The sequence below is a fragment of the Sphingomonas sp. ERG5 genome, from assembly GCF_000803065.1.
Lineage (GTDB): Bacteria > Pseudomonadota > Alphaproteobacteria > Sphingomonadales > Sphingomonadaceae > Sphingomonas.
The window spans coordinates 278,636-301,436 of record NZ_JSXI01000024.1 but is presented as its reverse complement, the minus strand read 5'-3'; the positions used below and the strand labels follow the sequence as shown (position 1 = coordinate 301,436).

At 61.6% G+C, this 22,801-nt stretch carries 14 protein-coding genes; 7 read left to right on the top strand and 7 right to left on the bottom strand.

Going from position 1 to position 22,801, the window contains the following annotated elements; all coding sequences use genetic code 11:
* The first annotated feature begins 46 nt into the window (after positions 1 to 46).
* From OO12_RS09885 to OO12_RS09875, 3 genes are all read left to right on the top strand, one after another.
* On the top strand, positions 47 to 526 hold the full coding sequence (locus OO12_RS09885; protein ID WP_443024562.1) for a GFA family protein: 480 nt from the start codon (positions 47 to 49) through the stop codon (positions 524 to 526).
* A complete protein-coding gene (locus tag OO12_RS09880; RefSeq protein WP_034158464.1) occupies positions 507 to 1,268 on the top strand; it encodes an alpha/beta fold hydrolase in 762 nt (253 codons plus the stop codon). Before OO12_RS09885 ends, OO12_RS09880 begins: the two co-directional genes overlap by 20 nt.
* Positions 1,269 to 1,351: 83 nt before the next feature.
* Positions 1,352 to 3,202: a M2 family metallopeptidase gene (locus OO12_RS09875; protein WP_034158463.1), complete on the top strand. Its 1,851-nt coding sequence runs from the start codon at positions 1,352 to 1,354 to the stop codon at positions 3,200 to 3,202.
* A 415-nt stretch (positions 3,203 to 3,617) separates the two neighbouring features.
* Here OO12_RS09875 and OO12_RS09870 read toward each other — a convergent pair whose 3' ends face one another.
* The 4 genes from OO12_RS09870 to OO12_RS09855 form a co-directional block, all read right to left on the bottom strand.
* Positions 3,618 to 4,058, bottom strand: a complete 441-nt coding sequence (locus OO12_RS09870; RefSeq protein ID WP_034158462.1) for a hypothetical protein — start codon at positions 4,056 to 4,058, stop codon at positions 3,618 to 3,620.
* A 57-nt stretch (positions 4,059 to 4,115) separates the two neighbouring features.
* The gene (locus OO12_RS09865) at positions 4,116 to 5,546 is read right to left on the bottom strand and encodes an AMP nucleosidase (RefSeq protein ID WP_034158461.1); all 1,431 of its coding nucleotides are present in this window, start codon (positions 5,544 to 5,546) and stop codon (positions 4,116 to 4,118) included.
* A 105-nt stretch (positions 5,547 to 5,651) separates the two neighbouring features.
* Entirely contained in the window at positions 5,652 to 5,921 is a 270-nt protein-coding gene (locus tag OO12_RS09860; protein ID WP_034158460.1) for a hypothetical protein, read from the bottom strand.
* Positions 5,922 to 6,023: 102 nt separating this feature from the next.
* The gene (locus OO12_RS09855) at positions 6,024 to 6,503 is read right to left on the bottom strand and encodes a peroxiredoxin (RefSeq protein WP_034158459.1); all 480 of its coding nucleotides are present in this window, start codon (positions 6,501 to 6,503) and stop codon (positions 6,024 to 6,026) included.
* 148 nt (positions 6,504 to 6,651) lie between these two features.
* Between OO12_RS09855 and OO12_RS09850 the strand changes: the two genes are divergently transcribed.
* Positions 6,652 to 7,212: a YqgE/AlgH family protein gene (locus tag OO12_RS09850; protein ID WP_034158567.1), complete on the top strand. Its 561-nt coding sequence runs from the start codon at positions 6,652 to 6,654 to the stop codon at positions 7,210 to 7,212.
* A gap of 3 nt (positions 7,213 to 7,215) precedes the next feature.
* Here OO12_RS09850 and OO12_RS09845 read toward each other — a convergent pair whose 3' ends face one another.
* Positions 7,216 to 9,957: a DEAD/DEAH box helicase family protein gene (locus OO12_RS09845; RefSeq protein WP_160296774.1), complete on the bottom strand. Its 2,742-nt coding sequence runs from the start codon at positions 9,955 to 9,957 to the stop codon at positions 7,216 to 7,218.
* Positions 9,958 to 10,269: 312 nt separating this feature from the next.
* Here OO12_RS09845 and ahcY point away from each other — a divergent pair, with 312 nt between their 5' ends.
* Positions 10,270 to 11,730, top strand: coding sequence for an adenosylhomocysteinase (gene ahcY, locus OO12_RS09840; RefSeq protein WP_443024561.1), 1,461 nt, complete (start codon positions 10,270 to 10,272; stop codon positions 11,728 to 11,730).
* A 225-nt stretch (positions 11,731 to 11,955) separates the two neighbouring features.
* A complete protein-coding gene (locus tag OO12_RS09835; RefSeq protein WP_052215709.1) occupies positions 11,956 to 15,045 on the top strand; it encodes a TonB-dependent receptor domain-containing protein in 3,090 nt (1,029 codons plus the stop codon).
* 145 nt (positions 15,046 to 15,190) lie between these two features.
* Here the strand turns inward: OO12_RS09835 and OO12_RS09830 are convergent, their stop codons facing one another.
* Entirely contained in the window at positions 15,191 to 16,957 is a 1,767-nt protein-coding gene (locus OO12_RS09830) for a tetratricopeptide repeat-containing sulfotransferase family protein (protein WP_052215708.1), read from the bottom strand.
* A gap of 97 nt (positions 16,958 to 17,054) precedes the next feature.
* Positions 17,055 to 20,150 carry a TonB-dependent receptor domain-containing protein gene (locus tag OO12_RS09825; protein WP_082006449.1) on the bottom strand — a complete coding sequence of 1,032 codons (3,096 nt, stop codon included), beginning with the start codon at positions 20,148 to 20,150 and terminating at the stop codon, positions 17,055 to 17,057.
* 245 nt (positions 20,151 to 20,395) lie between these two features.
* On the opposite strand from OO12_RS09825, the gene OO12_RS09820 reads away from it, so the two are divergent.
* Complete coding sequence (locus OO12_RS09820; protein WP_034158456.1) at positions 20,396 to 22,753, top strand: sensor histidine kinase; 2,358 nt, start codon at positions 20,396 to 20,398, stop codon at positions 22,751 to 22,753.
* Positions 22,754 to 22,801: the final 48 nt, after the last annotated feature.

Genomic DNA, 22,801 nt, shown 5'->3' with positions numbered 1-22,801 from the left:
GCAGCGCAGCGCAGGTTGGCGAGAATGGTCCGAAAGGAGAGATGGGATGACCGATCAGGCCACCGCTGACAGTGTCGCGCGGATCAACGAACAGGTAACGGGCGGATGCCTGTGTGGTCGAATTCGCTACACCGTGCGGATTGCCGATGATGATGCCTATCTCTGTCATTGCCGCATGTGCCAGCGTGCGGTCGGGAATGTCTCGGTCGCGTATAAGAATGTGAAGCGCGCGGGGCTGATCTGGTCGCGCGAGCCGGAGCGCCATGCGTCGTCACCGATCGCCAGCCGGGGCTTTTGCGCCAGTTGCGGGACATCGCTGACCTTCGAATTTCCCGATGGCGATCAGATCGACCTGACCGTCGCCAGTTTCGATGCACCGGAGCGTTTTCGGCCGCTGCATCATTTCGGGGTGGAGAGCCGCCACGACGCGTGGCTCGACACCCGGCATTTGCCCGACTATCGCGCCGATCAATACAAACCCCTTGTCGATCGCTGGATGAAAACCCTTGGCAAACTCCCCGATTGAGCCGGAATTTTTCGACAGCTTCGATGGCGCGCGGATCGCCTGGCGCGAGCTTGGTGAGGGCAGGGTTGTGGTCCTGCTGCACGGTTTCTTCTCCGACGCGCAGACCAACTGGATTCGCTATGGCCATGCCGCGGCGATCGCCGCGCGCGGCTTCCGCGTGATCATGCCCGACCTGCGCGCGCATGGATCGAGCGCGAAGCCGCATGACGCCGGGTCCTATCCGCCCGATGTGCTTGCGAAGGACGGCTTCGCGCTGATCGAGCATCTCGGTCTCAGCGACTATGACCTTGGCGGCTATTCGCTCGGCGCGCGCACCGTGGTGCGGATGATGGTCCAAGGAGCCACGCCGCGCCGCATCATCGTGTCTGGCATGGGCCTGCAGGGGCTGATGCATACCGCCGGCCGTGGCGGGCATTTCCGCAATATCCTGACCAATCTCGGGACGTTTGAGCGCGGCACGGCGGAATGGCTGGCCGAGGCGTTCCTGAAGACCAGCAAAGGCGACCCGGAAGCGCTGCTGCGGATCCTCGACACGTTCGTCGACACGCCGGTCGAGGCGATCCGCGCGATCGTCCAGCCGGCGCTCATATTGTCGGGCGAGGAAGACGATGACAATGGATCCGCCGAGCAACTGGCCGATACCTTGCCCGACGCCCTCTACCGCACCGTTCCGGGTGGCCATATGAGCGCGGTGGTGAAGCCTGAACTGGGGCAGGCGATCGCGGACTTTCTCGCGGCTTGACCGCCCCCAGCTTGACCGCCCCGGCTTGACCGGAAGCGCGGTGGCGGACAGGTTGCGCGATCAACAAGTTTCAGGGGTTACCAATGATCCGCACCGGAATTTCGTTCGTGGCGCTCGCTTGCGCGATCGCCGCCACGCCGACGCTTGCCAAGGACAAGCAGGACAAACCTGCTGCGACGAAGGCGTCCGCAGCCACACCGACCGCCGCCGATGCCGACGCCTTTGTCGCGGTGGCGGAGAAGAAGCTGTTCGATTTCTCGATCGAGTCGAGCCAGGTCAATTGGGTCAACGCGACCTATATCACCGAAGACACCGATGCGATGGCGGCGCGGATCAACGCCACCGGTACCGAATTGTCGGTCAAGTTCGCGCTCGAGGCGGCGAGATATGACAAGGTCGCCGGCCTGTCGCCCGATACGCGGCGCAAGCTCGACCTGCTGCGCGGCGGCCTGACCTTGCCGGCACCGACCAAGGAAGGCGCCGCGACCGAGCTGTCGACGATCGTGACGCGCATGTCGTCCTCGTACGGCAAGGGCAAGGGCACGCTCGCCGGCAAGCCGATCAACGGCAGCGATATCGAAGCGGCGATGGGCACGGAGCGTGACCCGGCCAAGCTCAAGGAAATGTGGGTCAGCTGGCACGACAATGTCGGTGCGCCGATGCGCGAGGATTATGCGCGCATGGTCGAGATCGGCAATCAGGGCGCGGTCGAGCTGGGCTACAAGGATGTCGGGTCGCTGTGGCGCTCGGGCTATGACATGAGCCCGGAGGAATTCGCCAAGCTCACCGACAAGCTGTGGAAGGAAGTCGAGCCGCTCTATCAGTCGCTCCACACCTATGTTCGCTGGAAGCTTAACGAGAAATATGGCGATGCGGTCCAGTCCAAGACCGGCCCGATCCGCGCCGACCTGCTCGGCAATATGTGGGCGCAGGAATGGGGTAACATCTATGACCTGGTCGCGCCCAAGGGCGCCGGCGATCTCGGCTTCGATACCGGCGAGCTGTTGAAGGCCAAGGGCTATGACCCGGTCAAGATGGTCAAGACTGGCGAGGGCTTCTATTCCTCGCTCGGCTTCGCACCGCTGCCCGACACTTTCTGGACTCGCTCGCAGATCACCAAGCCGGCCGATCGCGAAGTGATCTGCCATGCTTCGGCCTGGGATCTCGACAACAAGAATGACGTGCGCATCAAGATGTGCACCAAGGTCAATGGCGACGATTTCGTCACCATCCATCACGAACTTGGGCATAATTATTACCAGCGCGCCTATCAGAACCAGCCCATGCTGTATCTGAACGGCGCGAATGACGGCTTCCATGAAGCGATCGGCGATTTCGTCGCCTTGTCGATCACGCCCGATTATCTCGTGCAGATCGGCCTGCTCGACAAGGCCAAGGTGCCGAGCGCGGACAAGGACACCGGCCTGCTCCTCAAACAGGCGATGGACAAGGTTGCGTTCCTGCCGTTCGGGCTGCTGATCGACAAATGGCGCTGGGGTGTGTTTTCCGGCACGATCAAGCCGAAGGGTTATGAAGCGTCATGGAATGCGCTGCGCCTGCAATATCAGGGCATCACGCCGCCGGTCGAGCGGGACGAGACCAGGTTCGATGCAGGCGCGAAATATCATGTCCCGGCGAGTGTGCCGTACACGCGCTACTTCCTCGCACGGCTGCTGCAGTTCCAGTTCTACAAGGCGGCGTGCGACCAGTCCGGCTGGAAGGGCCCGCTGCATCGCTGCTCCTTCTATGGTAACAAGGAGGTCGGCGCGAAGCTCGACGCAATGCTGAAGATGGGCCAGTCCAAGCCCTGGCCCGAAGCGCTCGAAGCGTTCACCGGCACGAAGGAAATGTCGGGTGCGGCGATGGTCGAATATTTCGCACCGCTCAAGACTTGGCTCGACGAGCAGAACAAGGGCAAGCCGACCGGCTGGTAAGCGCGTTCCGCCCTCGTGTCGCGGCGCGGGGGCGACCGCGGTTTTTTGAATCGAGCCGCTGCGACCTGTGCCGAGAGACGAGGTTTCCGGTCGCGGATCGGACAACAAGACGCTGCTGTTATGTGCTGTTTCCGGCGTGAAATTTTTCCGATGCTGTTAAGTTGGAAATTCCCGGAAGAATTATCCTTCGTTATCAATCGCTTGATTGTCATCCATGCTGTTATCGATAACAGCATGGAACCAGCGCAATAACAGCATCGGACTCCCCCGATAACAGCATCGGGGATCCGTTCCTTTGATGGTCATGTCAAAGAGCCGGCCGGGTGCCTGATGCACCTGGCCGGCTCTTACTGTGCCGTAATCCGCCGTGCGGTTGAATCGGGCGGACGCCCTGTCATGGGCGCCCGGTTCCGCTCTATTTTGAGGAATCTGAGCCCTTGGCCGACGGCGTCTTCTTGACTGGTCTGGCCTTGGGCGTGCTGCCGCGCAGGGTGAGCAAAGTGGCGGTCACGGCAGCGCCGATGCCACCCAGAATCGCGGCGGCGGTCCATTTCTTCGCGGGCGACGCGTCGACCACGGCCTGACGCGCCTTGTCGAGAGTGGTTACGGCGGCATTGCGCGCCGCGATGGTGGCTGCCGCGACGCTGGGGCGCGTGGTTGTCTTTGGCCGAGCCGGCGCTTTAGCGCGCGGCTTGGCCGGTGTCTTTGGCTTGGTGGCGCTCACCTGGGCCTCGACCGGTGCCGGCGTCGCTGCCGCTGCTGCCAGCGGCGCCACATTGGGTTTGCGCGCGGCGGCGGGCTTGCGCGTGATGGCGGGCTTGCGACGGGGAGCCGGCTTCTTCGGGGGCGTTGCCATGAGAGATTCCTGAGTCGTTGAGCTTGCGTAACGCAACCGGGGCTGGTTGGTTTCCTTTTAGCGGAAGGGCGGCTCGTTGAACGCGCGCAGTTTGCGGCTGTGAAGCTTGGCGCCTTCGCGACGCAGCTCCTCGCACGTTTCGATACCGATGCGCATATGTTCGCTGATCGCGCGTTCGTAGAAACGATTGGCCTGGCCGGGCAATTTCAGTTCGCCGTGCAAGGGCTTGTCCGAGACGCACAGCAAGGTGCCATAGGGAACGCGGAAGCGATATCCTTGCGCGGCGATGGTCGCCGATTCCATGTCGATGCCGACCGCGCGCGACAGCGAGAAGCGCAGCGCCGATTTCGAATAGCGCAATTCCCAGTTGCGATCGTCGGTGGTGACGATCGTGCCGGTGCGCAGGCGGCGCTTCAATTCCTCGCCCGACTGGCCCGAAATGGTTTCCGCCGCACGTGCCATCGCGACTTGCACTTCAGCGATCGCCGGAACCGGGATTTCCGGCGGCAACACATCGTCGAGCACATGGTCGTCACGCAGATAGGCATGGGCCAGGACATAGTCGCCGATGCGCTGGCTGGGGCGCAGGCCGCCGCAATGGCCGATCATCAGCCATGCCTCGGGCCGCATCACCGCGAGATGATCGCAGATCGTCTTCGCATTGGACGGGCCGACGCCGATATTGACCAGGGTGATGCCGGTGCCGTCCTCCGCCATCAAATGATAGGCGGGCATCTGGTGGCGCCGCCATGCGCTGTCGCTGACGATCTTGTCGGCATCGTCGCCGGCATGGATCATCACCCCGCCCGCACCGGACAGGCCGGTGTAGCGGCTGCCTTCACCGAGCTGCGATGCCGCCCAGCGGACGAATTCATCGACATAGCGGTGATAGTTGGTGAACAGGATGTAGCGCTGGACATGTTCGGTCGGCGTGCCGGTATAGTGGCGCAGCCGGGCGAGCGAGAAATCGGTGCGCAGTCCGTCGAACAGGGCGAGCGGGCGGATCGCCGCGTCGTACAGTCCGTCAGCGATCTCGTCGCCGATATAGGCGAGTTCGGTGGCTGGAAAATGCCGCGCCAGCTCCGATGCCGACACTTCGTCGAGGCTCACCGCGTTTCCGGCATCGAGCACATAGGGGAAGGGGATTTCCTGCCGCCCCTCGACCGCCTCGACCTCAACGTCGTAGTCCTCGATCAACAGAGTCAGCTGTTCGGTCAGATAGTCGGCGAAGATCGCCGGCTTGGTCACGCTGATGCGATATTCGCCCGGGGTCACCAATCGGCCGAACGAGCGGATCGGCGCGGGACGATCATCCAGGCCGAGATATCGCAAGTGGATTTCGGGATAGGCGAACGATCCGTCAGTCCGGCTTTTCGGATCGGGCGTCGTACCGTCGGTGATATAGGCGGTCAGGGCGCCCTGGAGCCGCTTGACCGAAGCGGTGTAGAGCCTGTCGAGCTCTGCGACGATGATTGCTGCACGTGTCATCTGCTGTCGCTAAGGCAGCTTCGTTACGCTGGCAAGTCATCGGGCCGGTTATAGGGCCATTGCGGCCACTTCCCCTCCCTCATCGAGAGAGGGGAGGAGGGCAGGTCAATCCTTGTCGTCGTCAAGCAATTTGCTGATGCCGAATGCCGCGCCGGCAACCGCCGCGGCGGCGCCAGTGGCGATCGCTGCCGCCGCAACCGGATTTTCCTTCGCTGCCTCGATCGTCGATTCGACCGCGGACCCGACCGCTTCAACGGTCGAGTCGAAGGCAGATCCGACCGCTTCACGGGCCTGATCGAAAAACGATTTCTCGCCCGCTGCCTTTTTCACCGAATCAACGACCGCCGTTGCTGTGTCCTGCTTGATGTCGCTCATCACAAATTCCCTTCTCGGTATCCGTATGAACAACACCGCCCCACGCGCGTCGTTCCCTGCCCGAAAGCAGCTGGACGCAAACGCGGGGCGGCTGAGACGACCTTAGAGTTCGCCGAGCAGATATTCGGCCGAGCTGACGTTGAATTCGCCGGGTGCCTCGACATTGAGCTGTTCGACCACGCCGTCATTGACGATCATCGAGTAACGCTGGCTGCGCTCACCCATGCCGAATTTCGACCCATCGAAGGTCAGGCCCAGCGCCTTGGCGAAATCGGCATTGCCGTCGGCAAGCATGGTGATGTCGCCGGCGTCGCTGGCCTTGCCCCAGGCACCCATCACGAACGCGTCATTGACCGATGTGAAGGCGATCTCGTCCACGCCCTTGGCCTTGATCTCGCCGGCCTTGTCGACGAAGCCGGGCAAATGGCGGGCCGAGCAGGTCGGGGTGAAGGCGCCGGGTACGGCGACCACGGCGACCTTGCGGCCCTTGAAGAAATCGTCCGAGCTGACCTGGTCCGGGCCGCTGGCGGTTGCCTTGGTGAGAGTGAGGCTGGGTACGCGATCGCCGACGCTGATGGTCATTGCTGAAATCCTCCTGTGGCCGCTTGTTTGCGGCGCGTGATGGCCGCGTGGACGCGGCCGTGCCTAACTCGTGCAGCTTCGCCCAAATTTCAAGCATTGGGATTTCAAGCGTTGGCGACATCATCACTGCCGGGCTATGGGCGAAGCGATGGAAAGTGCAGCGTATCTGACCGGACAATTTCTCCTCGCCATGCCGGGAATCGGCGATCCGCGCTTCGATCACGCGGTCATCGCGATCTGCGCGCATGACGGGGAAGGGGCGATCGGCATCGGGCTCGGCGCGACGATCGAAGGGCTTGGGCTGCATACGGTGCTCGACCAGTTCAAGATCGATCCCGGTGAAGCACCGGACGCGCCGGTCCATTTCGGCGGTCCGGTCGAACCGCGCCGCGGTTTCGTGATTCACTCGAACGATTGGGGTGGCCAGGACACGATCCATGTCGCCGGGCGCTGGGCCTTGAGTGGGACGATCGACGTGCTGCGCGCGATCGCCGCGGGGACGGGGCCGAGCCATTGGGTGGTCGCGCTCGGTTATGCCGGATGGAGCGAGGGACAGCTCGATGAAGAGATGACGCGGCATGGCTGGTTCAGCGTGCCGGGTGACCTGGCATTGCTGTACGATACACCCGCCGAGGCGCGCTGGGCACGCGGTTTTGCCATGGCGGGCATCGATGCGCGGCTGCTGGTGAGCGAGGCGGGGACAGCTTGACCTTCACTGCCAGACGCTGAGCCGGTCGACCGCGCGCTGGAAGCCGGCCGCCATCGATCGTGCGCGGGCCCGGAGCAGCAGGCGTCGTCCCTCGGCATTGCGCAGATAGACCAGCTTCCCCGCACCGACGTCCCGGATCCAGCGTTGCGCGAAGAATTCGGCGACGTCCTTATGCTGGCCCAAGGCGGTCGGCACGGCATGGTAATCGATCCTGAGCCAGCGACCGAGCGGCGAATTGCGCTTGAGCAGGTAGCGCGGATTGCGCACCGGACCGACGATTTCCTCAATCGAGTCAAGGATCAGGCGTTCCTCGACTCGCGTTGCGCCTTCGACATGGACGAGGGATTTGCCCATCGCACTGGCGCGCGCCTCGACCTGAATCGAGTCGGGATCGCTGGTGATCAGGCTGGCATGGGCCAGCGAGTCGATCACCACCCGGCCGACTTGCGTGAGGCTGCCCTCGAGCGTGCCGTTGCGCACGAGCAGGTAGAGTGCCTTGCCCAGCTTCGGCAGCGCGTAAAGCAATGCCAGCCCGAAGAAGATCATTGCCGCCACGCCCAAGTTCGTCGGCAAGCCACGGCCGCGCAGCGCATTGGCGGCCGAAAACAGTCCGCCAAGGACACCGGTGATAGCGAGATAGTGCAGCGTGTCGGCAAGCGGCAGCAGGCGGGGCGCATGATTGATGCGGGTGATTTGCCGCATTCTCGGCCGGACGGTTGTCCCGTCGAGCGCTAAACGCCAGCGAGCCGCGAGGCTTGCCCGCTGGTTTGACCGGGCAAGCGTGTCTTGATTCAAGCTTCCAATCGCCTCGGCGTCCCAGTCGCGCCCGGCCAGGCCAAGCCGTCCAAGGCCGTTTTCGATCCGTACCGATCCAGTTTCGCTGACGCCTTCGAATGCTCGGAAACGGCGCTTCAGCATTTCCATATCGGCGCCGAGCGGGCGGCCAATCGGATCCGATGGATCGACCGCCGAGCGCCAGCCCAATCCCTTCGCCAGCGCACTGCCGAGCGATTCCGGCACGACTGTCGCGAGATGCCAGACATTGGCCGCCTTGTCGGGGCGCTGCGGATCGGTGCGGATCGCGCGGCCACGCATCTGGTTGGACAGCATGTACGACCCGACATAATTGGCCAGCACCAGCGTATTGACGGTCGGCGCGTCCCAGCCTTCGCCGAGCAGCGCCTGAGTGCCGACCAGCAGCGTCACGTCGCCGTGATTGAACAGGGCGGTGATGAGCTGAACGATGCGGTGGCCGCTCTCACCGCCGATTTCGATGCGGGCGTAGCGGGGGTCGTGGCCGAGCGACACGATGCGCAGATGATCGCGGCCTATGCCGATGTCCCGCGTTTGCCGCTCCAGCGCGGCCAGTGCCGTCACCGGCACGATCACCAATGAACCGGTAAGCACGCCGAGCCGAGCTGCACCGATTTCCTGACGCCGCAGGGTTTCGAAAATCGGCACGACACCGAGTTTGACCGGCAGGAACGGATCGTCGGCGCGGCGTGGCATGTCCCCGGCACGGACATGATCGGCGAGCACGACCATGCGCAGATCCTCGCCCAGAGCCGCAACCTCGCAGCGCGCGATCTCGATCACACTGCCGAGCTTGGCGATGCTGCCGGCAATGGTCGAATGAAGTTCGTTCTGATCGACCAGGCGCACGCGGCGCCCGTCGATCGCGCCGAGTTGCCGCAGGGCGGCCTTCATGTTCGTTAGGCGGTCCTTTCCCTGTTCTGCCAGATGAGGGTCGGAGAATAACAGGCCGGTGAGCAGGATTTCCAGCCAGCCAAGCGAGATGGGTGGCATATCGTTCCTGCTTGCGCCGAGCAGGCGAAGTGCGGTGCGGGGTGGTGGCGCGTCGGCGGAAAAAGCGAAGATCAGCATTGAGGAGAAGAATTCGGGCGCCGCCAGAATCTCTTCTTCATGGTTGGCGGTGAGGGTCAGATAAGGATGCGCGAGGATGAGATCGCGCACGGCTTGATCGGCGAGCAGCGTCGTCACGAATGTGTAAAGGCCGTCGCGCCGCGCCGCGAGCAGCGCATTCTCCGCGCCGGTCGGCCGCGAGACATGGACATGATCCTGATGCGGGCACAGATCGCCGTTGCGGACCAGTTCGGGCACCGGGATTTCGGCGTCGACCGGACCGCACAGGGTTTCGTAGCGGATCCACTCGGCATATTCGACGTCATAGGGCGGCGTGGCGGTCAGCGACACGAGGCGGGCATCGGGCAATGCAGCATGAAGCGTGCTGAGCGCGCGCCACCATTCGCGCCGCAGATGATGGGCTTCGTCGAGTATGATCGTGGTCGGCCCCAGCGCCCGGTAATAGGCAAGCAATGTCTCGATCCGCGCTGGATCGATCCCCACCGCTTCTTCGATCGTTTCGTCTTCGATGATTTCCGCCTCGGCCTGGTCGGCAGCCTCGCCCAGGGCGGCATGAAGCGCCTGATAGGTGAGCACTGTGACCAGCGCGGGTGCGGCGAGCGTGGTCGAAATCCAGTCGGGCTGATCGTGCGGTGCCGGCAGGAACATCCGGCACAAGCGGTCGACCCATTGGTTGCGCACCGCGATCGTCGGCGCGAGGATCAGTGCGGGCTGGCCGATACGACGCATCACTTCGAGGCCCAGCACGGTCTTGCCCGATCCCGGTGCAGCAACGACGTGCAGCTTCCCGTCGGCAAGATGCGCGTCGAGGTCGGTCAGGACCTGATGCTGATAATCGCGCCAGCGCCCCTGAAATGCCATTTCCGATATCATGTTTTCACCGTTGCTCGGGCTGGAGGCGGCGAAGTGCCTGAGTTCGCGGGGCACCGCAATCGTCTGGTCGATCCATTGCACCGGCTGGGAGAGGCGCGGCAACCGACAGCGGCAGCCGCCGCGATCTCGTCTCCATCGCCAAGTGATTCGCCGCGTTCGGCAAGGCGTCTGGAAAGGTATCGGAGCGGGGTGAGGGCAAGCCGTGAGGGGGCGGGGGGCTCGAGCGCCGTCCAGCGCGCGCCTCGGGTCATCGGACATATAAAGACATCTTTATATTTGATTTGGACGCCGTCCGCCTCTATGTGCGCCGCATCCAATCGTTTATTCGGAGATTCCCCCGTGGCCACCGCACCCGCGCTCGACGCGCATGACTATGTCGTCAAGGACATCAGCCTCGCCGATTTCGGTCGCGCCGAGATCAACATCGCCGAGACCGAAATGCCCGGCCTGATGTCGCTGCGCAGCGAATTCGGCGCGTCACAGCCGCTGAAGGGCGCGCGCATCACCGGCTCGCTGCACATGACGATCCAGACCGCGGTGCTGATCGAGACGCTGACCGCACTTGGCGCCGATGTGCGTTGGGCAACCTGCAACATCTTCTCGACTCAGGATCATGCCGCCGCCGCGATCGCCGCGACCGGTGTGCCGGTGTTCGCGGTGAAGGGCGAGAGCCTAGCCGAATATTGGGACTATGTCGGCGACATCTTCAACTGGGGTGCGGACACCGACGGCACGACCGCCAACATCATCCTCGATGACGGCGGCGACGCGACGATGTTCGCGCTGTGGGGCGCGAAGCTTGAAGCCGGCGCGACGCTGGGCGAGCCGGAGAATGACGAGGAAGTCGAATTCCAGCGCGCGCTGAAGGCGTTCATCGCCAAGTATCCGGGTTACCTGACCCAGACGGTCAAGAACCTGAAGGGCGTCAGCGAAGAAACGACCACTGGCGTGCATCGCCTGTACGAGATCGCCAAGAAGGGCGAGCTGCCGTTCCCGGCGATCAACGTCAACGACAGCGTGACCAAGTCGAAGTTCGACAACCTCTATGGCTGCAAGGAATCGCTGGTCGACGCGATCCGTCGCGCCACCGACGTGATGCTCGCCGGCAAGGTCGCCTGCGTCGCCGGTTTCGGTGATGTCGGCAAGGGGTCGGCCCAGTCGCTCCGCAACGGCGGCGCACGCGTGATGGTCACCGAAGTCGATCCGATCTGCGCGCTGCAGGCGGCGATGGAAGGCTTTGAAGTCGTGACCATGGAAGAGGCCGTGACTCGCGCGGACATCTTCTGCACTGCGACCGGCAATGCCGACGTCATCACCGCGGATCACATGAAGGCGATGAAGCCGATGGCGATCGTCTGCAACATCGGCCACTTCGACTCCGAGATCCAGATTGCCGCGCTGTCCAACTATGAGTGGACCGAAGTGAAGCCGGGCACCGACCTGGTGAAGTTCCCGGACGGCAAGCAGATCATCATCCTCGCCAGGGGCCGCCTGGTGAATCTCGGCTGCGCGACGGGCCATCCGTCGTTCGTGATGTCGGCCAGCTTCACCAACCAGACGCTGGCGCAGATCGAGCTGTGGACCAAGGGTGAGAATTACAAGAACGACGTGTATGTCCTGCCCAAGCATCTCGACGAAAAGGTCGCGGCGCTGCACCTTGAAAAGCTCGGCGTGCATCTGTCGAAGCTGACCCCGAAGCAGGCCGGTTACATCGGCGTACCGGTCGAGGGGCCGTTCAAGCCGGATCATTACCGCTACTAAACCAGTCAAAACCTTCGTCAGTTTGACAGAGACTTGAGCCGCGTCTGCCGTTGGGCAGGCGCGGTTTTGTCGCGCCTGCAAAAGTCGTTGCGCATCCGTGTTGCCGGATCGCAACAACTCATCAAAAATCCGTGGCAAGGGATTGCTTCGTTACGAGAAAGGGCGCTTTCCGCGCCTCCTCCGGGCGGCAATGCCTGAGTGCAACGAGTATCAAAGGGTCATATCATGGTTGGATCGACGGTCCTGAAGTCAGGACTTTTTATCACCACTTCCACCGTAGCGTTCGTTATCGCCGCCACGGCGCCGGCGATGGCGCAAACCGCCGCGCCGACGAGCGCCGATCAGGCCGCTTCCGTCGAACCGGCGGACGCGCAGGCTGAGCAAGTCGCAAGCGAAGACATCATTGTAACGGGATCGCGCATTGCGCGTCCTTCGCTCAATTCCATCCAGCCCGCCACGACGCTCACCGGGGCGGATCTGACGCGAACCGGCGGCATTGTCGTCGGTGACGTGCTGAACGACCTGCCGTCGCTGCGCTCGACCTTCAGCCAGGCGAATTCGACTCAGTTTCTCGGCACGTCCGGTCTAAACTTGCTCGACCTTCGCGGTCTGGGTGTTCCGCGCACGCTCGTGCTGGTCAACGGTCGCCGGCATATCACGTCGCAAGAGGGTGAATTCCAGGTCGACACCAACACGATCCCGACCGATCTGATCGAGCGGGTGGATATCGTGACCGGCGGCAGCTCCGCCGTTTACGGTTCAGACGCAATGGCGGGTGTCGTCAATTTCGTCATGAAGCGGAACTTCGAAGGGGTGACGCTCAATGCCCAGGGCGGCATTTCGGATAAACACGACCGGGGTACGTATCGCGTTTCCGGTACCTTCGGGAAGAACTTCGCCGAAGGACGCGGCAATGTCGCGCTGAGCCTCGAATATAACCGGGCCAATCTGCTGACCAATGCCGATCGCGATGAATTGACCGGCGCATTCTCGGGCCGCAATCAGTTCCAGGCCGTTAACAGCTCGGCGAGCCCGTTGCCGAGGCGCACATTTCTTTCCGGGATCCGCAGCTTCGGTTACGATAATGGCGGCAATTTCATCGCCTACAATGGCAACACCTTGCTGACACCATGCAGCCCTCTCGTTGCCTCTTGTCGTGCCAATGGCTATGCGCGCGTTTTCGGTTTCAAGCGGGATGGATCGCTGTCGGAGTATAATTACGGTACCGATTTCCGTCCGGCGGGATCGAACAACAACCAGAATGGCGATGGCGGCACGCTGACCGACAGCGGCACGCTGGATCCGTCGCTGAAGCGCTACGTGGCCAATTTCATCGCGCATTACGATGTCTCGGAAGGTTTCAAACCATTTATCGAGGCTAAGTTCGTACGCGTCGAAAGCTTCAGCCAGGGCACGCCTACTTTCGGTCAGGGCGGGACGCAGGGAAGCGATGGCAAGGGTGGCCCTGCTAAAGGAGAGACGTATCTTGGCTCCGGCGTGCCGATCTACTTCGACAACGCCTTTCTCAGACCTGAAGCCGCTGCCACTATTCGGTCGCTTCTGCCGGCCGGTTCGCAATATTTTCGCCTGAATCGCAGCAATGCCGATCTTGGGACCCGCGATGAATTCGATCGTCGCGATACCTATCGGATCGTGGTGGGCGCGGAAGGAACCTTCAACGACGACTGGAAATATGATTTCTCGGTCAACTATGGAGAATTCCAGAGCCGGTCCAAATTCTACAACAACCGGATCGAGTCGCGTTTCCAAAAGGCGGCGGATGCCGTGCGCAACGCGAGCGGCCAGATTGTCTGCCGCGTCAATCAGGTCACGGTTACCGACGCCGCTTGCGTGCCGCTGAACCTGTTCGGCAATGGTGCGCCGAGCCAGGCTGCGCTCAATTACATCAACACGACGTCGACTCGTCGGGGCAAGGCGACCGAGTTCGACGTCACGGCGAACGTGGTCGGCGACAGCTCGCAACTGTTCGAACTTCCCGGTGGACCGGTGAAGTTCGCGATCGGCGGGGAATATCGTCGCGAGACGGCTTCCTATGCCTATGACGATACCATCAAGAGCGGCGATACGTTCTTCAACGCCATCCCGGATTTCCGCCCGCCGTCATTCTCGGTCAAGGAAGCCTATGGCGAGCTTGAACTCCCGCTGTTGAAGGATCTGTCGTTCGCCCATGAACTGTCGATCAGCGCAGCCGGCAGAGTCGCGGATTACAAGGGATCGACCGGTACGGTCTGGGCCTATAATGTCGGCGGTCTGTATGCGCCGGTCCGCGACCTGAAATTCCGCGTCAACTATTCGAAGTCGGTGCGGGCGCCCACATTGGGCGATCTCTATTCGCCGCCGTCGCAGAACTTCGATCAGTTGAACGACCCTTGCGATGTTGACTACATTAACACCGGCAAATCGACCCGAGTTGCGAACTGTGCGGCGGCGGGCGTGCCGGTCGGGTTCCAGAATGGCGTTGCGCGTGCCGGCAGCACCGAATTCCTGTCGGGTGGTAATCCAAACCTTCAGGCGGAACAGTCACGAAGCTGGACTTATGGCGCCATCTTCCAGCCCCGCTTCGTTCCCGGCCTGGCGATCACGGTCGATTATTACGACATCAAGATCAACAAGGTGATCAGCCCGGTCGATGCCCAGACGATCCTCGATGCTTGTTATGACGGAGCATCGCTCAACAACGATTTCTGCAAGCTCATCAACCCACGGCAATCCGACAGTAATTTCGCCCGCCCCGCGCTGTTGCAAAGCACGGTCAATTTCTCCGCGCTGCGTGCCAAGGGCATCGATTTCGATGCCTCCTACAATCGCCGGTTCGGCCCTGATACCAAAGCTGTGTTCCGGGTCATCGGAACCTGGGTCCGTAACCGTACCGATTACCCTTATCTCGATAACCCGGATCAGCCGGATCGGGTCAAGGGCGAGCTTGGTGATCCGGTCTGGAACGTCAACGCATCGATCGATCTGACCCACAAGAATTTCACTCTGGGGTATCAGGTTCGCTATATCGGACGGCAATCGATCACTGATTGGGAAGCGCAGCACGACACCAATGGCGTGCCAGCGCTCAACCCGAACTACGCCGATGTCGTCTATTATCCGAAGGTTATCTATCATGCGGTTCGCGCGTCGGTGGATGTCGACAAGCGTTTCACGCTCTATGGCGGCGTGGACAATCTGACTGACAAGAAGCCGCCTTACGGGTTGCTCGGCGTCGGTGGTAACGCCTCCGGCAATGACGGCATTTATGATAACATCGGCCGCTTCATGTATGTTGGTGTTTCCGCCAAGTTCTAAGCGTGCTCGCGTCTCGTTAAGGGGCGTCTGATGAAGGAAGGGGCGGGTTCGGCATGGTCGAGCCCGCCCTTTTCTTGTTCGCGCGGCACATCATGGTGGCGCAGGCGATCTCACCAGTGGATGTCCGGCTCGGCCGGGTGCCGGTTCAGGCTCTTTGGGGAAGGGCGTCGGCCAGTGGTGAAAGCCATTGGCTATAGGGTTGCCAGGCCTGGCCGCTGGTCGGATCGATCGGTCGCCTGACCTGGGATGCGCTGGCGGTGCGTACTGGACGCGCATTTTCGTAAAAGCGCAGGCAGGAAGCTTCGAACTCGACGCCGATATGCGTCAGCAATCGCCGGACTTCGCTTTCGGTATTGGTCACCAGCGTCTCATGCTCGACGCGATGCACGCGGCCCGGCAGGACCGTATCGATATGATCGAGCAAGCGCACATAGTCGCTGTAGTATCGGCCGATATCGCCTAACGACGACGCGAATGACCGTCCTTTGGCGTAATGCTGTTTGAAATTGGAAAAGCCGCACGCCATCGGATCGCGCCGCGCATCGATGATGATCGCATTCGGCAGGATGAGATGGATCAGTCCGATATGCAGCCAGTTTTCCGGTAATTTGTCGATGAAATAAGGGCGGTCCGTCTTGCGATGCACGGCAGCCGCTTCGAGATAGAGTTCGCCCAAGGCGGCCAGCGCGGCTGGATCCACCCCGGCGACGACATCCGGATAACGCACCGACCCGCTTGACCAGCGTTCGGCGACCAGCCTGTGCGCCAGAAGGGAGATATAGGGCAGTTCGGCGGTGCCTTCGATCAGGCTGTGGCTGGAGAGAATCTGCTCGATCAGAGTCGAGCCGGCCCTGGGCATGCCGAGAATGAAGATCGGTGCGCGCGACGGGTGGCCGGCACCCTTGCGATCGGCAAGGAAAGGTTGATCGAACAGCCTGATCGTGCGGTCGGTCTCGTCGGATTGAGCGGCTGCGTCGTGGTTTGCCCCTGCCGCAACAATGGCATTGCCGCGTGCATAATGTTTGAAAGATGCCGGATATTGACGGGCGTCCTCAAGCGCCTTGCCCGCAGCAAAGTGCAGATGCAGCGCCTGATAGGCATTATCGCCGCTGTGGCGTAATTCCTCTTCTATCGTCACGATGTCGGCCTCGCCCAGAACCCCCGATTTAAGGTCGGCGAGACCCCACCATGCTTCACCAAGTCCCGGTTCGAGCATCAGCGCACGGCGATAGGCGGCGATGCTGTCGGAGATCTTGCCGGAAGTCTTGAGCAAATGGGCATAGCCGACCCACAGCATTGCGAAATCCTCACAACGGCTCAGGCTTTCACCATAGCCGCGCTCCGCTTCGTCATATTCGCCGATTTGTCCGAGCATGGTCAGCCGGAGAAGTGCGGCCGACATATCGTCAGGGCGTGTCGCGACGATATCGTCGACGATGGCGATCGCGGCGGTGACCTGATTCAGGCGAAACAGGGCGTTGGCCAGCTTGAATTTGATCTCGTGATCGTCGGGCATTGCCGAGAGGCCGGTGCGGTAGAGTTTGACCGCTTCCTCGTCCAGCCCGGCGGCTGCCGCGATTTCCGCCAACAGCAGCGTCGCGGCCATATTCTCGCGACCATGCGCCAACGCGTCGCGGACCAGATGTTCGGCGTCGCCATGTCGTCCAGCGGCGAATGCGCGAATGGCGGTCGACACGAGGGGCGTTCGACTTGCCGCGAGTAATATTGCCTGGTCGATGAGAGCTGCCTGCGCGCGCAGGCCATCCTTGCGCAACGCGCGCGCGAGCAATCGAAGATTGGCGTGGCGGGTCGGCCAGGCGGCGAGGAAGCGCTCGATAGCCGGACGGGCCTGATCCGGCTCGGGGTCGGTGCGCAACAGGGTTTCGATGTCGTCGATCGCCGGGAATGTCACACCTTGGGTCCTTGTTGCGATCGGGTGCGGGTAGTCAAGGAAACGGGGTCGGCTGCCATATGGCAACCGACCCCGTCAAGAGGACATGGTCGCGAGATCAGAACTTCGCGACAGCGCCGAAATAGAAGAAGCGACCGATATTATTATAGATCGCGCTGCCGCCACCGACGCCCGTCAAACCATAGGGCGGGATCTCGTTCGCAACGTTGTCGATGCCGAGATAGAAATTGAACTTCTCGGTGGCATCGATATCGAGGCGCACGTCATTGTACCAACGTTCCGGATAGTAGACGATCGGGAACGCGTCGGCATTTTGCGGTGCACGGCCCTGTTTGCTGTGGGCATCCTCATACTGGTTGGGAACCATCTTGCCGATATAGCGCAATTTATGGCCAATGGTGAACGCACCCATCTTCAGGCTGGTGTTGATATTGAACGAGTGTTTGGGATCGCCCAGTTCTTCCAAGATTTGATCGGCGCGATTGGGATCGACCGGATTCAAGAAAGAGTCGTTCTGGAGCGCGAGGGTGTAAATGGCGCGGAAGTTAAATTCACCGAAGCCAAGCTTGCGCCGGTAATTTGCTTCGAAATCGATGCCGCGTACCTTCAATTTTGCATAATTCAGCGGTATGACGTTCAGGCTATTCTCAAGTATCTGATTTGGCTCTTCTCCACGAGGTCCACCGCCCGCTCCCGCGCGCGAGAAAAGCTTGCAGAACTGATTGTTGAGTGATGCCGCATCGAAACAGGCGTCAACAATATCCTGCGCCGATGGCGCGGTGATTACATTATTGACAGTGATGTCGTAATAATCGACCGATAGCGAGAAGCCAGGCACGAAGCGCGGCTGGAACACGCCACCCACAGTGTAGGAGTCAGACTTTTCCGATTTGAGTGCGTTATTGCCACCCGACAAGAAGGCCAGAGATTGCTGGTACTCGAAGTTATAAGTCGTAGGAACGCCGGCCGCTCCGCAGTTCGCTGCGCGTGTAGAAGAGCCCTTTCCTATATTATCGGAGGAGCAGGGGTCGCTAAATCCGGGAGCATAATTCTGACCCAAAGGGGTAAACAGATCGACCAAATTCGGCGCCCGTACCGCGCGAGAATAATTTGCGCGGAACCGAAGGTCACGGACTGGGGCGAAGTCGACACCGGCATTGTAAGAATAAACCGTCCCAGCCGACCCTTTATAATCTGCCACACGACCTGCGCCGCTGAGCGTCAGTTCATTGATGAAACTGTCCTTGATCAAGGGCAGTCTAAGCTCTGCATAGGCCTCTTTCACTTCGAACGCCGGCGGGTTGAACGGCGGAATGGAGTTATAGAATGTGAGTCCTGCTGCCGTGGCTGCATCCTGATCGTAAGATGCGGTTTCACGCCGATATTCGGCGCCGACCGCAAAACCCACAGGTCCACCCGGCAAGCTGAACCATTGGCTCGTGTCGCCGCTAAGAAATGCGGAGCCGACGAACTGAGTGATTTTGCCCCGGGCGACCGAATCCTGGAGGAGATAGTTGCGCGCCGCGTCCGTGATCTTGCCTTGCCCGAAAAGGTTGATCGGAACGCATGAAGCCACGTCGTTGGCTAATTGACCCTGCGCATAGGCCGCAGCCGCTCCCGTAAGCCCTTCGAGCGCAATGCGAGCGCTGGGCACAACCTTGGAGCGGCAAACGATATTGCCGGTCGCAGCGCCGCCGGCCGCAAGGCCAGAATCCACTGCATCGATGGCAAGAAGAAAGCGCTGCAGATTGACGTTACCCAATAGGCGGGTGTTCTCGCGGAACTCACCATAATTGGCGCTGACCTCATAGTTCCAATCGTCATTGAATGTGCCACGCACGCCGCCAACCGCGCGATAGGTTTCGCGACGTGCCTTCTCTTCGCGATTCGTTAGCTCGACGGCATTTTTGAGAAATGTGAAAGACGTGTTCTGGTCTGGAGTAAGGCCGTAATAATCACGGATCACGCCGGCGGCTTGCGGGCTAAGGTAAGGATTGTCAGTGCGGAAGCGCTCGCGCGGCGAGCCGGTGGTGCCGCCCGAGAAGAAGAACGGCCCGCTTGAGTTGCCGAGCGAATCCGTACGGACATATTTGGCTTCGATAAACGGAACGAACGCTTCGCTGATTTCATAATGAGCGATCAGATTGGCGCTGTAGCGTTCGAGCTTCGGAGACAGGCCAAATTGCGTGCCGCCGCGGAAATTGTCGCCGTTGCCGCCGATATAGCTTGGAAACCGCCCAAGCCCAACCCGGGTTCCGGTCTGCCGGACAAGATCTCCGGATGGCGTGAACAGATACGGTGTGTAGGCTCCATCGCTTAGCGACGAGAGGAATGTGCCGCCGTTGCTGTACAGACCGCTGCGAATGTCGGTCACGAATCGTGTATCGAAGACACCATCACTGCCGTTCACAGCGCCGGGCGGATCAGAATCTACAGTGACGAAGCCCTGATTGTTGCGAAGATTCTTACGGCCTGATGCGTAAAAGTCGTTCTGGCGGGCATATTCGAAATTGATTGCGACATTTCCCCGCCCTTCGGCGAAGTTCGTGCCGGCGAGCGCGCTTATATAATAGGATCCGGCATCGCCTTCCTGGCTGATGCCGCCTTGTCCCCGAATCTGCACCCCCTGATAGTGATCCTTGAGGACGAAATTGACCACGCCCGCAATCGCGTCCGATCCGTAGATGGCGGAGTTGCCGCCGGTGACGATATCGACCCGCTCGATTAGGTCGGTCGGGAAAGTATTCGTATCCGGTGACACGGCGTTACTCAGGATGTCGCCCGCGACATGGCGGCGGCCGTTGACGAGAACCAGTGTCCGCTGTGTCCCCAGGCCACGCAAATCGAGCAGGTTAAGACCGGCAGTGCCGAGGAAGCGCGTGGAATTCGACTGGCTGAATGTGCTGCGTAAAGCGGGGAGCTCGTTCAGCGTATCGCCGATGGAGGTCTTGCCGGTCTGAAAGAATTCGTCACCGCTGATGCTTGTGATCGGGACGGTCGATTCGAGGTTGGGACGGCGGATGCGCGAACCAGTGACGACGATATCCACATCGTCGGTTTCCTTGGCGGTGGTTGTCGCTTTCTCAGATACTGGCGATGCAGCATCCTGAGCTAGAGCGGGCGTTGTCATTAACGCTCCAATAAATATCACTGACCCAAGCGCACTCGACGCATTAAAACGGTTCTTGCTCATTACACACCCCTGTGACGAAGCTAGGATGGCGATCTTGCGCTCGTTTTTATTTCGTTCAAGTCTTTGAGGCATTGACGCGTTAAACCGGACAATATTGTTTCATAAATGTCACACGGGTCGATCGTGAAAACGCCTGATCGCGCGCCATGGCCATTTCAGAAATCGAGCGTTTTGAAATCGGGCAATCTATCGCCTAGAGACAGTTGGATGATGCGTCGTATCGGTGGCGTCCGCCTAAAGGGGCTATGGTGATCGAGGTTTCGACGCTCGGAAGTGTTTGGGCCGGAGTGTTGCTGGCAACCCTGATCGGTGTGGCCGGCTTCTTCCTGTATCGTGGCATTCGCGCCCAACGTGGCGCTGCCGCAACGCTTGCCGCAAACGCCCGCCTCGAAGCGCTGCTTGCCGTCGCGCCGGCGCTGGCGATGGTCGTTCGCGCGGATGGTCGACTCGAACTCCCGGACCGCCTTGCCGACTGGTTCGGCCTGTCCTCGCCGCCACGGTATCTCGCCGATCTGGCCGGCGGGAAAGTCGGCCTTACGCCGGACGATGCCGCCGCTCTGGCAACGGATGTCGCGGCGGCGCAGAAAGCGGGGCGGAATTTCAAGCGCACGGTGCGGGCGCAAGGGTCTTCGCGCACCTTGATGATCCAGGGGGTGCGTGCGCCGCGCGACCTTCAGGCGCCGGGTGGCGTTGTGTTGTGGGTGTTCGACGCGACCGAAAGCCAGGCGGAGATCGCGCGGCTGGGTGAAGAGGGCTCGGACATTCGCGGGGCGTTCGATGCGCTGACCGGACTGATCGAGGCCGCGCCATTGCCGATGTGGTATCGCGGTGCCGACCTCCGGTTGGCGATGGTCAATTCGGCTTATGTCGAGGCCGTCGAAGGCGCCGATGCGGAGGACGTCGTGCGGCGCGGCGTCGAACTGGTCGAAGGGTCGGGAGTCGGCGGTCCGCTGGCCAGCGCGGTGCTGGCGCGCGATACCGACATGCCGCAGATGCAGGCGATGCCGGCGACCATTCGCGGCGCGCGGCGCATGCTCCGCGTGTATGACGTGCCGCTGCCGACCGGCGGTGTCGCCGGCTTTGCCGTGGACATCGAGGAACTCGAACAGGCGCGCTCGGGAATCAAGCGGTTCGGCGATGCGCAGCGGGCGATGCTCGACCGGCTATCGGCCGGGGTGGTGCAGTTCGCTGCCGACCGGACACTGGTTTTCTGCAACCAGCCGTTCCGCCGGTTGTTCGCGATGCGCAGCGAATGGTTGTCCGACCGGCCCGAATTCGATCGCGTACTGGAACGCATGCGCGAGGCGAACCGCTTGCCCGAAGTGCGCGATTTCCCTGGCTGGAAAGCGGAGCGGCGCGACTGGTTTGTCGCGACGAGTGGCGCGATCGAGGAAAATTGGCATCTGCCCGGCGGCGTGCATCTCCGCGTCGTGGCGCAGCCTTTGCCCGATGGCGGGCTGTTGCTGATTTTCGAGGACCGCACCGAGCAAGTCCAGCTGGCCAGCGCGCGCGACACTCTGTTGCGGGTGCGTACGGCGACGTTCGACAACCTCTACGAGGCGCTCGGCGTGTTCGCGGCGGATGGACGGCTGCAGATCTGGAACAACAAGTTCCGCGCCTTGTGGGGGTTCGACGAAGAGTTTCTCTCGACTCATCCACGTGTCGACGTGCTGGCCGAGGCCGCGTCGGGGAAGCTCGCCAATCCGGCGCGCGCGCAATTGATCGCGGATCTGGTGCGCGCAGCGACCGTCGAGCGGCAACAACGCGGTGGTCGGGTCGCCTTTGCCGACGGCCGGCATTTCGAATTCGCCGCGGTGCCGCTGCCCGACGGCAATGGCCTGTTCACCATGCTCGACATTTCCGACAGCCGCCGAATCGAGCGCGCGCTGCGCGACCGTAATGAGGCGCTGGAGGCGGCGGACCAGGTGAAGACCGCGTTCGTCGCCAATATGAGCTATGAATTGCGCACGCCGCTCACCTCGATCAGCGGCTTCGCCGAGATGTTGAGCGAAGGCTATGCCGGTAAATTGACCAAGGCGGCCGATGGCTATGTCGATGCCATCATGGAAGCCGTCGAGCGCCTTGGGCTGCTGGTCGACGAAGTGCTCGACCTGACTCAGAATGATGGCAGGACGCCTGCCCTGGAAATGCTCGAAGTCGACCTCGAACAGGCGGCGCGGGCGGCGGCGGACGAGATCGGGCCGCTCGCCAAGCGCAAGAAGCTCGATTTCGCGGTCGAAGTGTTGCCGTCGATCGGCAGCACCAAGGGCGATGCGAACCGCTTGCGGCAAGTGATCGAGCATCTCCTGCGTCACGCGGTCAACGGAACACCCGAGGGCGGGCGCATCCTGCTTCATGCCGATGGCACCGCGGTGGCCGCGCGGATCGTCGTGTCCGACGATGGCGCGGGGATGAGCAAGGAAGCGGTCAAGCATGCCTTTGACCGTTTCGCCCAGCCCGGCGTGACGCGCGGCGGCGAGCGGGCACTTGGCCTGGGGCTGCCGCTCGCCAAGCAGTTCGTCGAGGCGCATGGCGGGACGATCTCCCTGGTGTCGGAGCCAGGGCAGGGGACTTTCATCACGGTCGAATTGCCACGGCGCTAGCAGTTGAATGTGCCGAGTTATGCGCATGTCATATGCGCATGAGAGGGA